Origin of the sequence: Streptomyces sp. NPDC088194, from assembly GCF_040702025.1 — a bacterium.
In the GTDB taxonomy this organism is placed as follows: Bacteria; Actinomycetota; Actinomycetes; order Streptomycetales; family Streptomycetaceae; genus Actinacidiphila.
Window position 1 is genome coordinate 129,227 of the sequence record NZ_JBFBIV010000010.1, and the last position, 14,257, is coordinate 143,483.

The following is a 14,257-nucleotide window of genomic DNA, read 5'->3' on the forward strand; positions in this document are numbered from 1 at the left end:
CGACGCCGTGGCGGGCGCGGGAGCCGCCGCGCGGTGGCCGATGCGCGGCGGCCGGACGCGAGGGCACTTCGGTCCGATCCCTTGACTTCACCCGGGCACGGCAGTGTCATGTTCACGCGCTTGGTTCTGCTGACTTCTGATCAACTCTCCCCACTTATCCGAACGTTTCCCCACACGGCGGCCGCCGAAACGCTCACCTCTGCACCCTTTCGCCCCCATCCGAAAGGAACCCCCCATGCGCAGATACGCCCTGTTCGGCTCCCCGCTCCGGACGGTGGTCGCGGCCGTCGTCCTCGCGGTGCTCGCCGCCCTCGGCCTCGGCCCGGTCGCCGCGCCGGCCGGTGCCGCGACCGCCACCACCATCTCCGTCGACGGCACCAGCGGCGGCCGCACCTTCGACGGCATCGGCGCGATCAGCGGCGGAGGCGGCAACAGCCGGCTGCTGACCGACTACCCGGCCGCCCAGCAACAGCAGATCCTCGACTACCTCTTCAAGCCCGGCTACGGCGCCGACCTGCAGATCTTCAAGGTCGAGATCGGCGGCGACACCAACTCCACCGACGGCTCGGAGTCCAGCCACGAGCACACCAGCGGCGCCGTCGACTGCACCACCGGCTACGAGTGGTGGCTGATGGAGCAGGCCAAGGCCCGCAACCCCGGCATCAAGCTCTACGGCCTGGCCTGGGGCGCCCCCGGCTACCTCGGCGGCGGCAACTTCTGGTCCACCGACACCGTCAACTACCTGGTCGACTGGCTCGGTTGTGCCAAGTCCCACGGCCTGACCATCGACTACCTCGGCGGCTGGAACGAACGCGGCTACAACGTCGCCTGGTACGAGCAGTTGCGCGCGGCCCTCGACAGCAACGGCTACTCCGGCACCCGGATCGTCGGGGCCGACAGCGACTGGTCGGTGGCGAACGACGTCGCGTCCGACTCCGCCTTCGCCGCCAGCGTCTCCGTCATCGGCGCGCACTACCCGTGCGCCGGAGGCGACGGCGGCAGCGCCGACACCTGCCCCAGCACCAGCACCGCGGTGGGCACCGGCAAGCCGCTGTGGGCCAGCGAGAACGGCTCCCAGGACCGTGACTCCGGCGCGCCCGCGCTGATCCGCTCCTTCACCCGCGGCTACATCGACGGCAAGCTCACCGCCTACATCAACTGGCCGGTGGCCGCCGCCGTCTACCCGAACCTGCCGTACGACACCGACGGCCTGGTGCTCGCCAACCAGCCCTACTCCGGCGCCTACAGCGTCGGCAAGAACCTGTGGGCCACCGCCCAGATCACCCAGTTCACCTCGCCCGGCTGGAAGTTCGTGGACGCCGGCTCCGGCTACCTCGGCGGCAACGAGTCCAACGGCAGCTTCGTCACCTTGAAGTCCGCGAGCGGCAGCGACTACTCCACGGTCATCGAGGCCACCACCGCCACCGCGGCGCAGACCGTCAACGTGCGGGTCTCCGGCGGCCTTTCCACCGGAGCGGTGCACGTGTGGGCGACGAACGTGAACAGCGCCACCTCCGGCGACAACCTCGTCCAGCAGTCCACCCTCACCCCGTCCGGCGGCGCCTACTCGCTCACCGTCCAGCCCGGCTACGTCTACACCCTGACCACCACCACCGGGCAGGGCAAGGGCACCGCCCAGGGGCCGGCCGCCAAGCCCCAACCGCTGCCGTACTCCGACGGCTTCGACGGCGACCAGGCCGGCCAGCAGCCCGCCTACCTCGCCCAGCAGCAGGGCGCCTTCGAGGTCACCGGCTGCGCCGGCGGCCGCTCCGGCAACTGCGTCACCCAGCAGGCCGCGACCAAGCCGATCGAGTGGGACGGCGACTCCGCGCCCTACACCTTCGGCGGCGGACCCGGCTGGGCCGACTACACGGTGGCCGCCGACACGTTGATCCGGCAGCCCGGCGCGGTGCAACTCCTCGCCAGGGTCGGCAACCAGGCCGGCTTCAACCCGGCGAACATCGACGCCTACTACCTCCAGGTCTCCGACACCGGCGCCTGGTCGATCCTCCGCAACAGCTCCAGCGGCAGCAGGACCACCCTGGCCTCCGGCACCACCACCGCGCTGGGCACCGGCACCTGGCACCACCTCGCGCTGACCGTCAACGGCAGCACGCTCACCGCGGCCGTCGACGGGAACACCGTCGGATCGGCCAGCGACACCTCGTACGCCACCGGCATGGTGGGCCTGGGCACCAGCGGCTACCAGACCGACCAGTTCGACAACCTCACCGTCACCCCGGTCGGCAGCACCGGCACCGTCACCGGTCACATCGTCTCCGGCGCCGGGGTCGACAAGTGCCTGGACGACAACACCGGTTCGTCCGACAACGGCACCGCGGTCCAGATCTACGACTGCAACACCAGCGGTGCCCAGAACTGGACCGTCCCCGCGCCCGGCGGCGCCGGCGCGGGCACCGTGCAGATCAACGGCAAGTGCCTGGACGCCACCGCCAACGGCACCGCCAACGGCACCCTCGTGGAGCTGTGGGACTGCAACGGCGGCGGCAACCAGCAGTGGCTCCCGCAGATCGGCACCCTCTACAACCCGGTGTCCGGCAGGTGCCTGGACATCCCCAAGGGCGACACCACCAACGGCAACCAGCTCGAACTGTGGGACTGCAACGGCGGTTCCAACCAGCAGTGGCGGCTGCCGTCCTGACCGACCGGCGGTGAGCAGGCGGGCCGTGGGGCCCGGGCGCGTCTTGTCCGCGCGCCCGGGCCCCGCGGCCGTTCCCCGAGCAAGTGAACGTTACCAGCCGGCGGGGCAGTGTCCGGCCGTCGCCGCCGACCTGTCAAGACCCGTGCGGGCAGTGGCTGATTCCCCGGAAATCCAGGGAGTTCGGGCCCGATCGCGTTTACTGCCAGGGATATTGACATGCCGTCAGGTCGCGCCCACACTCACGGAAAACTGGGAACGTTACCAAGGGCACCCGGAGGCGGTCGCGATGACAGAGCCCCTGCTCGAAGCGAGGAAGGTGACCAAGCGCTACGGGCACGTCCACGCGCTCCAGGGCGCGGACTTCACCGCGTACCCCGGCGAGGTCGTCGCGCTGATCGGTGACAACGGCGCCGGCAAGAGCACGCTGGTCAAGACGCTCTCCGGGACCATCCGGCCGGACGAGGGCGAGGTGCTGGTGGACGGCGTGCCGGTCCAGCTCACCAGCCCGCTGGACGCCCGCGGCCACGGCATCGAGACCGTCTACCAGGACCTCGCGCTCGCCCAGGACCTGGACGCGGCCGCCAACCTGCACCTGGGCCGGGAGTTGTACCGCGGCGGCCTGCTCGGCCGGCTCGGCGTGCTGGACCGGGCCGCGATGCGCCGCTCGGCGGTCGCCGCGTTCCGTGAACTCGGCGTGGACCTGCGGGACGTGAGCGTGCCGGTGGCGGCGCTGTCCGGCGGCCAGAAGCAGTCCGTGGCGGTCGCCCGCGCGGTCGCCTTCGCCAACCGGATCATCTTCATGGACGAGCCGACCGCGGCGCTGGGCGTCGTCCAGCGCGGCCGGGTGCTCGACACCGTCAGACGGGTCCGCGACCGCGGCATCGCCGTGGTGCTGATCAGCCACAACATGCCCGAAGTGCTCTCCGTGGCCGACCGGGTGGAGGTGCTGCGGCTCGGCAGCCGGGTGGCCCGGTTCACCGCCGCCGACACCACCGTGGAGGAACTCGTGGGGGCGATGACCGGCGCGCTGGACGCGGCCGGCAAGGAGGGCGCGGCATGAGCGCGGGAACCCCCGTCAAGGACGGCACGGCCGCTCCCACCGGCCGGCCGCGCGGGCGCGGCGTACCGCCCTGGCTGCGCCGGCTCGCCGACGTCAACGAGGTGTGGACCTTCGGCGTGCTGCTGCTGCTCGTGGTGTTCTTCACCGCGGCCCGCCCCAGCACCTTCCTGACCAGCTACGACGTCACGCAGATCGCCACCAACGCGGCCATCTACCTGGTGCTCGCGGTCGGCATGACCTACGTCATCATCGTGGCCGGCATCGACCTGTCGGTCGGGTCGGTGCTGGTGCTGTCGGCGGTGCTGTCGGCCGAGTACACCATCCACCACGGCGGCGCGAAGGCCGGCTGGGGCACCATCGCGGTCAGTACGGTGATCGCGCTCGCCACCGGCCTGGTCTGGGGCGGGATGCAGGGCTGGCTGGTGGCCAAGGCGAAGGTGCCGCCGCTGATCGTCACGCTGGGCGGGTTCGGCGCCGCGCTGGGCATCGCCGAGATCATCACCGGCGGCCAGGACCCCACCGGCGCCGTCTCGGGCCACCTCCAGCACGCCGTCGGCTTCGGCAAGCTCTTCGGCCAGATCCCCTGGCTGGTCGTGATCGCCTTCGCCACCACCCTGGTCTTCGGGCTGGTGCTGGCCTTCACCCGCTTCGGCCGCTACACGTACGCCATCGGCTCCAACCCCGAGGCCGCCCGCCGGGTCGGCATCAACGTCGACCGGCACCTGGTGCAGGTCTACGCCCTGGTCGGCCTGCTGTCCGGGCTAGGCAGCGTGATGTGGCTGGCCTACTTCGGCACCACCTCCATCGCCGGGCACGCCACCGACAACCTCACGGTGATCACCGCGGTCGTGCTCGGCGGCGCCAGCCTCTTCGGCGGGCGCGGCACCGTACTGGGCACCCTGATCGGCGTCTTCATCCCGGCGGTGCTCAGCACCGGGCTGATCATCATGGGCGTCCAGCAGTACTGGCAGGACGTCGCGATCGGCGTGGTGCTGGTCGCCGCGGTCTATCTCGACCAGTTCCGCAGGCGCGGGCGCGAGCGCGCCTGAACTCGCGAGCGACCCGAAGCCGTACCCGCGGCCGGCCCGAAGCCGTACCCGAGGCAGTATCCGCGACCGACCCCAAGCCGTGTCCGCGACCGACCCTGCGCCGTAACCGCGACCGCGCCGGAGGCCGTACCCGCGTCCGTATCCGCGGCCGGACCCTTCTCCGGCGGCCCGTATCCGCAGCAAGCCCGGCTCACGCACAGAAAGAGGTCCAGCATGCGGCACATCAGCAGACCCACGACGCTCGTGGGGGCCTGCGCGGTCCTCGCGCTCGTGGCCGCGACCACGGCGGCCTGCGGCGGCGGGTCCTCCGGTTCCGGCGGCAAGTCGCTGGAGATGATCACCGGGGTGAAGAGCGACCCGTTCTACATCACCATGGCCTGCGCGGCCCAGCAGGAGGCGAAGAAGCGCGGCGTGAAGCTGACCGTCAACGGCTCCGCGCAGTGGGACGTGTCCGTGCAGCGCCCGATCATCGACTCGGTCGCCGCCAAGCACCCCGCCGGGCTGCTCATCGCACCGGTGGACACCGCCGCGCTGACCCCGTCGCTGTCCCAGATGCAGAACGGCGGCACCAAGATCGTGCTGGTCGACACCACGGTCAGCGACGCCTCGATCGGGGTGTCCCGGATCTCCTCGGACAACGTGGCCGGCGGTCGCGCCGCCGCCAAGGCGCTGGCGCAGCTGATGGGGGACAAGGGCTCCGCGATCGTGATCAGCGTCAAGCCGGGGGTGTCCACCACCGACGAGCGCACCAAGGGCTTCGACGAGGAGATGAAGGCGAACCACCCGAACATCAAGCTGCTGCCGGTGCTCTACGACAACGACCTGCCGGCCACCGCGGCCTCGCAGATCCAGTCCACGTTGGCCGCGCACCCCGACCTCGGCGGTGTCTTCGCGGGCAACACCAACACCGCGCAGGGCATCTCCACCGGGCTGCAGGCCGCGGGCAAGCAGGGCAAGGTCCAGGTCGCCGCCTTCGACGCCGAACCCGACGAGGTCACCTCGCTGAAGAACGGCACACTGGACGTCCTGGTCGCCCAGGACCCGGCGAAGATCGGCACCGAGGGCGTCGACCAGGCGCTCGCGGCCATCGACAAGAAGAAGGTGACCGCCTCCATCGGCACCGACATGGTCGCCATCACCAAGGCCAACCTGAACTCGCCGTCGGTGAGCAAGTACCTCTACAAGGCGGGCTGCTGACCGCGAGGCCCTCCGTGAGCGGCCGCCCGCCCGGTGCCCCGCCGCGGGCACCCGGGCGGGCCGCCGCACCCGGCGCCCTATCCACTGCCGCACCCCGTGCCGCACCCCGTTCCGTACCCGGTGCCGTCCGCGGGGGAGGCAGGCGACGGTCCGCCGGCGCGCCCTGTCATGATGGCGGGCCGGGCGGGAAACGCCGCCCGCGCCATCACCACCGGCGGCCCCGGGCCAGGGCCGGCGGCCCGGGAGCGCCCGATGAGGAGAGCCGTGAAGCGCCCGACGATGAAGGACGTGGCCCGCGCCGCCGGAGTCAGTCCGATGACCGTCTCCCGTGTCGTCTCCGGCGAGTCCGGGGTGTCGCCCTCCACCGCGGCCCGGGTCGAGCGCGCCGTCCGCAAGCTCGGCTACCAGCGCAACGACAACGCCCGCCACCTGCGCCAGAAGAACCTCGGCACCTCCACCATCGGCCTGGTCGTCGACGACCTCGCCAACCCCTTCTACGCGTTGATGGCCCGCTCGGTGGAGGACGAGGCGCACCGCCGCGGCTACGTGGTGCTGGTCGGCAGCACCAACGACGAGCCGCATCGCGAGCGTGAGGTGATAGCGGCCTTCACCGCCCGCCAGGTGGACGGCCTGATACTGGTGCCCACCATCGGCAGCCACGGCTTCCTCAAGCAGCCGATGGCGGCCGGCACCCAGGTGGTGTGCGTGGACCGCCCGGCGGACGGCCTGGAGGTGGACACCGTCACCGTCGACAACCAGGCCGGCGCGCAGCGCGCGGTCACCCACCTGCTCGGCCACGGCCACACCCGCATCGCCTACCTCGGCGACCGGTACGACATATGGACGCAGGCCGAGCGGTTCGCCGGCTACCGCGACGCGCTCGCCGCCCACGGGCTGCCGATCGACGAGACCCTGGTACGGCACGGGTTGCGCACGAGGAAGTCGGCCGGCGCCGCCGTCGCCTCCCTGCGCGACCTGCCCGACCCGCCGACCGCGCTGTTCACCAGCAACGACCTGATCACCCTCGGGGTGCTCGACGCCGGCCACACCACGCCGCTGGCCCTGGTCGGCTTCGACGACCTGCCGCTCGCGGAGCGCCTCGACCCGCCGCTGACCGTGGTCAGCCAGGACCCGGTGGCGCTCGGCGGCACCGCGGCCAACGTGCTCTTCTCCCGGATCGCCGGCGACCACTCCGCGCCGCGCTCGGTGGTGCTGCTCACCCGCTTCATCGTGCGTGAGTCGGGGGAGAAACGGGTCCGCATGGCGTCCAAGCGGTGACGCCGAAACGTCACGGCGGAACGTCACGCCGCAACGTCACGGCGGAAACGCTGAAGCGTTGAAACGCTGAATCGCTGAGGCCGGAAGAGCCGAGGCCGGCCGCCCGCGCGGCACCGTTCCCGCGACCCGGGGACGGGCGCCGCCCGGAGCCGGGGAGGACCCCGGCCGGCGCCCCGCACATGGGCCCGGTCAGCACCGGTCAGGGCCGCCCAGGGGTCAGCCGCAGCGTCAGGATCTGGAACGGCCGCAGCGTCAGCCGCACTTCGGGACCCGCCGCCGCGCAGCTCCCGTCGTCCGTGACCGGCCGCTCCAGCAGGTCGGTGACGGCCACCGACGCGAGGGCGAACGACGGCGTCAGCGTGGCCCGGGCCCGCTTTCCGTGTGCCTCGTACAGCCGCACCAGCACATCCCCCGACCGGTCGTCGGCGAGCTTGACCGAGGTGATGACGACCCCCTCGTGGTCCACGGCCACCAGCGGCGCCACCGCGGCCGCGCCCGGCACCGTACGCTCCGGCAGGTTGAGCCGGTAGCCCTCGCGGATCGCGTCCGGGACCCGGGCGCCGATCACGAACGCGTACCGCAGCCGGTGCCGGCCCTGGTCCTGCTCCGGGTCGGGGAAGCGGGCCGAGCGCAGCAGGGACAACCGCACCGTGGTGGTGGTGCCGCCGTCCTCCCGCACATCGCGGGTGATGTCGTGGCCGTAGGTGGAGTCGTTGACCAGCGCGGCGCCCCAGTCGGGCTCGCCGACGTGCAGGAAGCGGTGCGCGCACACCTCGAACTTGGCCGCGTCCCAACTGGTGTTGACGTGCGTGGGCCGCTCCACGTGGCCGAACGGGATCTCCGCGGTGGAGTGCGCGGCCCGCACGTCCAGCGGGAAGGCCGCCTTGAGCAGCTTCTCCCGCTCGTGCCAGTCGACCACGGTCTCGATGTCCACCTGCCGGCTGCCCTCGCGCAGGGCCAGCACCTGCTCGACCCGTGAGTCGCCGAAGCCGCGGACCACCCGCACCCCGCCGCCGGCGCCGTCCGGCCCGCCCTCGAACGCGGCCACCGAGTCGGCGTCGGTCAGGTCGCGCACGCTGTGGCGGTAGAAGGCGTCGAGGTCCCAGGCGTCCCAGCGGTTGGGGAAGTCCTGGTGGAGCTGGAGCAGGTTCGCGGTCGCACCCGGCGGCAGCGCCTCCCGCTCGGCCGGGATGTCGTACGCCGAGGTGATCAGGCCGCGGCCGTCGATCGTGATGCGCACCAGGCCGTTGTCGAGGACGAAGCCGTCGCCCGACGGCACCGGGCGCACCGTGGCCGGGCCGGCGGCGCGGAGGGCGGCGCCCATCGCGGGCACCCCGTCCCGGGCGTGCGGCGCCGCGTTGAACACCACCTCGCCGCCCTCGCCGCCGTCGTCGGCCGCGGCCAGCGCGCGCTGCGCGGTGTCCACCAACTCCCGCAGCTCACGCCCCACTTCGACGTACGTCTGCTCCGCCTCCCGGTGCACCCACGCGATCGACGTGCCCGGCAGGATGTCGTGGAACTGGTGCAGCAGCACCGTCTTCCACAACCGGTCCAGCGCCTCGTACGGATACGGCGCGCCGGTGCGCAGCGCGGCTGTCGCCGACCACAACTCGGCCTCCAGCAACAGGTGTTCGCTGCGCCGGTTGCCCTGTTTCGTGGCGAGCTGGCTGGTCAGGGTGCCGCGGTGGAACTCCAGGTACAACTCGCCCACCCACACCGGCGCTTGCGGGTACTCCGCGAACGCCTTCGGGAAGAACTCGGCCGGCCCCTCCACGCTCACCCGCGGCGAACCCTCCAGGCTGGCCAGCCGGGAGGCCCGGGCCAGCATCTCCCGGGTGGGCCCGCCGCCGCCGTCCCCGTAGCCGAACGGCACCAGCGAGCGGTGGGTGTGCGCCTTGTCCCGGAAGTTGCGCTCGGTGTGCGCCAGCTCCGCCCCGGTCAGACCGCTGTTGTAGGAGTCGACCGGCGGGAAGTGGCTGAAGATCCGGGTGCCGTCGATGCCCTCCCAGAAGAAGGTGTGGTGCGGGAAGGCGTTCGTGGTGTTCCAGGAGATCTTCTGGGTGAGGAACCAGCGCACCCCGGCCAGCTTCATCAGCTGCGGCAGCGCCGCGTTGTAGCCGAAGGTGTCCGGCAGCCACATGTCCTCGGTCTCCAGGCCGAACTCGTCCAGGTAGAACCGCTTGCCGTGCACGAACTGCCGTACCAGCGACTCGCCGCCGGTGATGTTGGTGTCCGGCTCCACCCACAGGCTGCCGGTCGGCAGGAACTGCCCGGTCTTCGCCTTCTCCTGAGCCCGCGCGTACACCTCCGGCCGGTGCTCCTTCAGCCACGCCAGCTGCTGCGCCTGGCTCATCACGAACCGGAACTCCGGGTGCTCGTCCATGAGTTCGGTGACGTTGGAGACCGTCCGGGCCACCTTGCGCACGGTCTCGCGCAGCGGCCACAGCCAGGCCGAGTCGATGTGCGCGTGGCCGACCGCCGAGATCCGGTGCGCACCGGTGCCGGCCGGTGCGGCCAGCGCGGGGATGAGCGCCTTGCGCGCGGCGGCCGCGCTGCCGCCGATGTCCTGAAGGTCGACCAGGTCCAGCGCGTCCTCGACCGCCCGCAGGATCTGCCAGCGCCGGGTGGACTGTTCGGGCAGCTCGTGCATCAACTCGCCGAGCACGTCCAGGTCCTGGACCAGCTCGAAGACGCCCGCGTCGAAGACCGCGAGGTCCGACCGCCGTAGCTGGTAGAGCGGTTCACCGGCCGGCGGGCGCCCCCCGCGGTCCGTACCCCCGCCGCCGTCACTGTCGTCGCCGCCGTCCGCCAGCCAGCCGGCCCGGTCGCCCGCGGACGTCACGCCGAAGGTGAGCTGGTCCGGGCCGGTGTGCATCACCACCGGGTTGGCGGCGGCCTCGACGTAGAACAGCACCTCCTCGCCGCCGCGGGCCGGGGACGCGACCGGCAGATGGGTGTTGCGCGGGTTGAGCGCCTTCACCGCGGTGCCGTCCGGCCGGTAGGCCAGGCCCTCGGTGGAGAAGCCGGGCTCGGTGGTGCCGAAACCCAGGTCGACGACCGCTTCCACCGGCAGCCCGGCCCACCCCTCCGGCACCCTGCCGCTGAGCTTGAACCAGCTCGTCGACCAGGCCGGCCCCCACCGGTCGCCGACCCGCGCCGGAGCGTACTCGGCGGCCAACCCGGCGCTGACCGGCACCGGTTCGCCCGGCACGTGCCAGACCTCGACGGTGAGCGGCACCGTACGGGCATGGACGGCAGGGCGCAGGCGCTGGTTCAGCACGCGGTGCAGCCGCTCCTCGGTGCTGGCGGGGTCGCTGTGCATGGAAGGGGGCCCTCCCTCTCGGTGGGTGCGTGCCCGGGGTCGGCCGGGCGGGTCGAATCGGACTCGGGTCAGCCCTTGAGCGCGCCGCCCAGCGCGAAGCCGCCGCCCAGCCGGCGGGCGAGCACCAGGTAGAGCATCACGACGGGAATCGAGTACAGGATCGAGAACGCGGACAACTGCCCGTACTGCGTGTAGTCGTGGGCGCTGAGGAAGTTGAAGACGCTCACCGAGGCGGGCAGCTTCTCCGGTGTCAGCAGCAGGATGAAGGGGACGAAGAAGTTCCCCCACATGCTGATGAAGGTGAAGATCGTCACCACGATCACCCCCGGCCACATCAGCGGCAGCACGATCCGCCACAGCACCTGCATGGAGTTGGCGCCGTCGATCCTGGCCGCCTCCTCCAGCACCACCGGCACGCCGTCCATGAAGTTCTTCATCAGCCAGATCCCGAACGGCAGCGCGGACGCGGCCAGGAAGAGCGTGGTGGCCGGCATCGAGTCGATCAGGTTGACCTGCACGAACATGCTGTAGACCGGGATCATCACCGCGGTGATCGGCAACCCGGTGCTGAACAGGATGGTGTAAAGGAACGGCCGGCGCAGCCGCGAGCGGAACCGGGACAGCGGGTAGGCGGCCAGGATCGAGCACACCACGCAGACCAGGGTGCCGCCGCCGCACAGCAGCAGGCCGTTGAGCATCGGGCGGAACGTCGTGTCGTAGGTGAGCACATGGCGGAAGTTGGCGGTGGTCGGCGACGGCACCGACAGCTTGAACGACGCGTGCGCGTTGAAGGACGCCAGCACCATCCACAGCAGCGGCACCAGGTACAGCACGGAGAACAGCAGCAGGACGACGTTGATCGTGCCCCGGCTGGCCCGCGCCCGGTTCCGCCGGGAGCGCCCGGGACGCGTACGGTCCGCGGCCGGCGCCGCCGCGATCGGCGGACTGTCGGTGACGGCCATCAGTTCTCCTCTTCCATCGGTCGGGCTTCCTCCTCGTCCCCTTCGCGGACGACCTCCTTCGTCGGCCGGCCACTGCGGGGCCTCGCTCGTCACCCCTCCTCGACTTTCAGCATCCGGATGTACACCGCCGAGAACAGCGCCCCCACCACCAGCAGCACCAGCGCGATCGCGGTGCCGTAGCCGATCAGGCTGTTCTGGAACGCCTGCTGGTACATGAAGATCGGCAGCGTCTCGGTCTTGTTGCCCGGACCGCCGCGGGTCATCGTGTAGATCAGGCCGAAGACCGACAGCGTCTGCAGCGTGATCAGCATCAGGTTGGTCAGGATCGAACGCCGGATCACCGGCAGCGTCACCCGCCACAGCCGCTGCCACGGGTTCGCGCCGTCCACCTCCGCGGCCTCCACCAGCTCGCGCGGCACATCACCGAGCGCCGCGGAGAAGACCAGCATCGAGAACGCGGTGCCGCGCCACACGTTGGCGAGGCACACCGCCAGGATCGGCAGCGTGTAGAGCCAGTTCTGCTGCGGCAGGTGCAGGAAGTGCAGGATCGCGTTGAGCGAGCCCTGCTGGAAGAAGAACGCGTACATCAGGTAGCCGGCCACCACCTCCGGCAGCACCCAGGCGGAGATCACCACGGCGCTGGTGAAGGACCGCACCGGCTTGGACGCCTTCTCCATCAGCACGGCCAGGGCCAGCCCCAGCGTGTTCTGCCCGATCACCGCCGAGCCGACCACGAAGATCAGGGTCAGCTCGACCGCGTTGGTGAAGTCGGGGTCGCCGAAGGCGCGGGAGAAGTTGTGCAGTCCGGTGAAGTGGGTGCCCGACGCGCCGGTGAGCTGCATGTCGGTGAAGGCGTAGTAGACGCAGTACCCGATCGGTCCGGCGAGGAACACCGCCAGCAGCACGACGGACGGCAGCACCGGCAGGCCGCGCAGCAGCCCGGCGACCGGGGCGGGCAGGGGCGTGCGGTCGGCCTTGCCGCCGCCGGCTCCCCTGCGGCCGGCGGCGGGGGCGGTGGAGGAGGTCACTGGGCGCCCTGGACGGTGTTGCTCGCGCCGACGGCGGACTTGACATCGTTGTCGAACGTACTTGCGGCCTTGTCGACGGACGCTTGACCGGTCGTCACCGACTCCATCGCCTTCTGGATGGCGCTGGAGACCTGCGTGTACGCGGGCACGCCGGGCCGGTAGTAGGTGTCGGCGACCAGCGAGCTGAGGAACTCGTTGGTGGGCAGCGCCTTGAGGTACTTCGGGTCGGCGGCGACGTCCTGGCGGACCGGGATGGTGGCGTTGACGTTGTTCCACTGCGCCGAGGCCGACTCGGTCTCCAGCGACTGGAGGAACTTCCAGGCGAGATCGGTGTTCTTCGCCTTGGCCGGGATCGACCAGGCCCAGCCGCCGGACATGCTGACCTTGCCCTTGCCCTGCCCGTTCTGGGTGGGCATCGCGGTCTCGGCCATCGTGGTCTCCCACTGCGGCCACGGCTTCGGGCCGGTGCGAATCCAGTTGTTGGGCATCCAGGAGCCGTCGATGTCGATGGCGAGCTTGCCCTGCGGGATCATCTCGGTGCCGACCTGGGCGCCGATGTTGACGCCGAGCGCCGTCTGCACCTTCGGGCCGAGGTTCTCGCTGTAGACGGTGTGCAGGAAGTTCAGCGAGTCCTTGAAGCCGGAGCTGCCCACCACCCACTTCTGCTGCGCCGCGTCGTAGAGGGAGTTGCCGCCGGCCGGCGTGCCGTACAGCAGCATCTCGAAGCCCTGCATGGAGGACTGCTCGCCGCCGGCGGTGCCGGTGTAGAGGTTCATCGGGGTGACGCCGGGCACCTTGGCCTTGATGGTGCGGGCCGCGGCGAGCACGTCGGCCCACGTCTTGGGCTGCCACGGCAGCGCTATCCCGGCCTGCTTGAGGAGCGTCTTGTTGTACCAGATGCCGCGGGTGTCGGTGTTGTCCGGGACGCCGTAGGTCTTGCCGTCCTTGGCGTACTTCATCGCGGCCTTGGACGCCGCCGCGTACTGGCTCCAGTCCTTCCACGTCGCCAGGTAGCTGTCCAGCGGCTTCAGATAGCCGCTGGCCACATCGGAGTTGATGGTGGCGGTGTCCTCGTAGACCAGGTCGGGCGCGGTCACGGGGGAGCGCATCATCAGCTGGATCTTGGTGTAGTAGTCGTTCTCGCTCGCGGTGACGGGCACGAGTTTGACCGTGGTGCCGGGGTTCGCCTTCTCGAACGCCTTGACCTGCCCGGCCAGGAAGTTCGGCTGCACCGTGTTGCTGCTGTTCAGCTGCTTCTGGTAAACGACCTTGATCGTTTTGCCCGAACTGCCGGAACCGGAACCGCAGCCTGACGCGGTCGCGGCCAGCACTGCGGTGACAACGGCGATGCCGGTGGCAACGGTGAGTCTCGTGCGCACGCTCAACCTCCGGAGGAGTGCCCGAACGGGGCCCGCGACCGGTGTTGGCGGGCGCGGGACGGGTGCGGGTCGCGGGTGTGACACGGAGCGCCCCGGATGAGAAACCCCATGACAGACAGGGCGGACGGCGCCCTGGTTGTCGGCGAAGCTAAATCCAATGGATGGAGTAAGTCAACGCTTCTGACATGTAAACTTCCCGCCGTCGGGGGGTGCGGAAGCGGACGCGGGGCGCGCGGAACGGCGTGGCGACGGGCGTGTTCGCGGGCTTGCGGGCGGCGTGTGCGCGGCAGGACGGGGGAGTGCGGCGGGCGAAGCGGAAT

The 14,257-nt window shown here is 71.0% G+C and carries 9 protein-coding genes; 5 read left to right on the forward strand and 4 right to left on the reverse strand.

All coding sequences use genetic code 11. The features are described 5' to 3' along the window. Positions 1-235: 235 nt before the first annotated feature. The 5 genes from AB0399_RS08000 to AB0399_RS08020 all read left to right on the forward strand — a co-directional run bounded on the left by AB0399_RS08000 (position 236) and on the right by AB0399_RS08020 (position 7,246). Entirely contained in the window at positions 236-2,662 is a 2,427-nt protein-coding gene (locus AB0399_RS08000; RefSeq protein WP_366410643.1) for a ricin-type beta-trefoil lectin domain protein, read from the forward strand. A gap of 286 nt (positions 2,663-2,948) precedes the next feature. Further along, a complete protein-coding gene (locus tag AB0399_RS08005; RefSeq protein WP_329371094.1) occupies positions 2,949-3,722 on the forward strand; it encodes an ATP-binding cassette domain-containing protein in 774 nt (257 codons plus the stop codon). Next, positions 3,719-4,771, forward strand: a complete 1,053-nt coding sequence (locus AB0399_RS08010) for an ABC transporter permease (protein ID WP_366410644.1) — start codon at positions 3,719-3,721, stop codon at positions 4,769-4,771. Before AB0399_RS08005 ends, AB0399_RS08010 begins: the two co-directional genes overlap by 4 nt. Positions 4,772-4,984: 213 nt before the next feature. Next, positions 4,985-5,968: an ABC transporter substrate-binding protein gene (locus tag AB0399_RS08015; protein WP_329371098.1), complete on the forward strand. Its 984-nt coding sequence runs from the start codon at positions 4,985-4,987 to the stop codon at positions 5,966-5,968. Between the two features lie 264 nt (positions 5,969-6,232). Continuing rightward, complete coding sequence (locus AB0399_RS08020) at positions 6,233-7,246, forward strand: LacI family DNA-binding transcriptional regulator (RefSeq protein WP_329371100.1); 1,014 nt, start codon at positions 6,233-6,235, stop codon at positions 7,244-7,246. Positions 7,247-7,445: 199 nt separating this feature from the next. Here the strand turns inward: AB0399_RS08020 and AB0399_RS08025 are convergent, their stop codons facing one another. From AB0399_RS08025 to AB0399_RS08040, 4 genes are all read right to left on the reverse strand, one after another. Further along, entirely contained in the window at positions 7,446-10,568 is a 3,123-nt protein-coding gene (locus tag AB0399_RS08025) for a glycoside hydrolase family 38 C-terminal domain-containing protein (RefSeq protein ID WP_366410645.1), read from the reverse strand. A gap of 68 nt (positions 10,569-10,636) precedes the next feature. Then, positions 10,637-11,530 carry a carbohydrate ABC transporter permease gene (locus AB0399_RS08030; protein ID WP_328462139.1) on the reverse strand — a complete coding sequence of 298 codons (894 nt, stop codon included), beginning with the start codon at positions 11,528-11,530 and terminating at the stop codon, positions 10,637-10,639. A gap of 89 nt (positions 11,531-11,619) precedes the next feature. Then, positions 11,620-12,489, reverse strand: a complete 870-nt coding sequence (locus AB0399_RS08035; RefSeq protein ID WP_329374409.1) for a sugar ABC transporter permease — start codon at positions 12,487-12,489, stop codon at positions 11,620-11,622. A 65-nt stretch (positions 12,490-12,554) separates the two neighbouring features. Beyond that, complete coding sequence (locus AB0399_RS08040) at positions 12,555-13,937, reverse strand: extracellular solute-binding protein (protein WP_329371105.1); 1,383 nt, start codon at positions 13,935-13,937, stop codon at positions 12,555-12,557. Positions 13,938-14,257: the final 320 nt, after the last annotated feature.

Coding starts and splice junctions, on each gene's coding strand:
- AB0399_RS08000 (WP_366410643.1), top strand. CDS start 236: ATGCGCAGATACGCCCTGTTCGGCTCCCCGCTCCGGACGGTGGTCGCG.
- AB0399_RS08005 (WP_329371094.1), top strand. CDS start 2,949: ATGACAGAGCCCCTGCTCGAAGCGAGGAAGGTGACCAAGCGCTACGGG.
- AB0399_RS08010 (WP_366410644.1), top strand. CDS start 3,719: ATGAGCGCGGGAACCCCCGTCAAGGACGGCACGGCCGCTCCCACCGGC.
- AB0399_RS08015 (WP_329371098.1), top strand. CDS start 4,985: ATGCGGCACATCAGCAGACCCACGACGCTCGTGGGGGCCTGCGCGGTC.
- AB0399_RS08025 (WP_366410645.1), bottom strand. CDS start 10,568: ATGCACAGCGACCCCGCCAGCACCGAGGAGCGGCTGCACCGCGTGCTG.
- AB0399_RS08030 (WP_328462139.1), bottom strand. CDS start 11,530: ATGGCCGTCACCGACAGTCCGCCGATCGCGGCGGCGCCGGCCGCGGAC.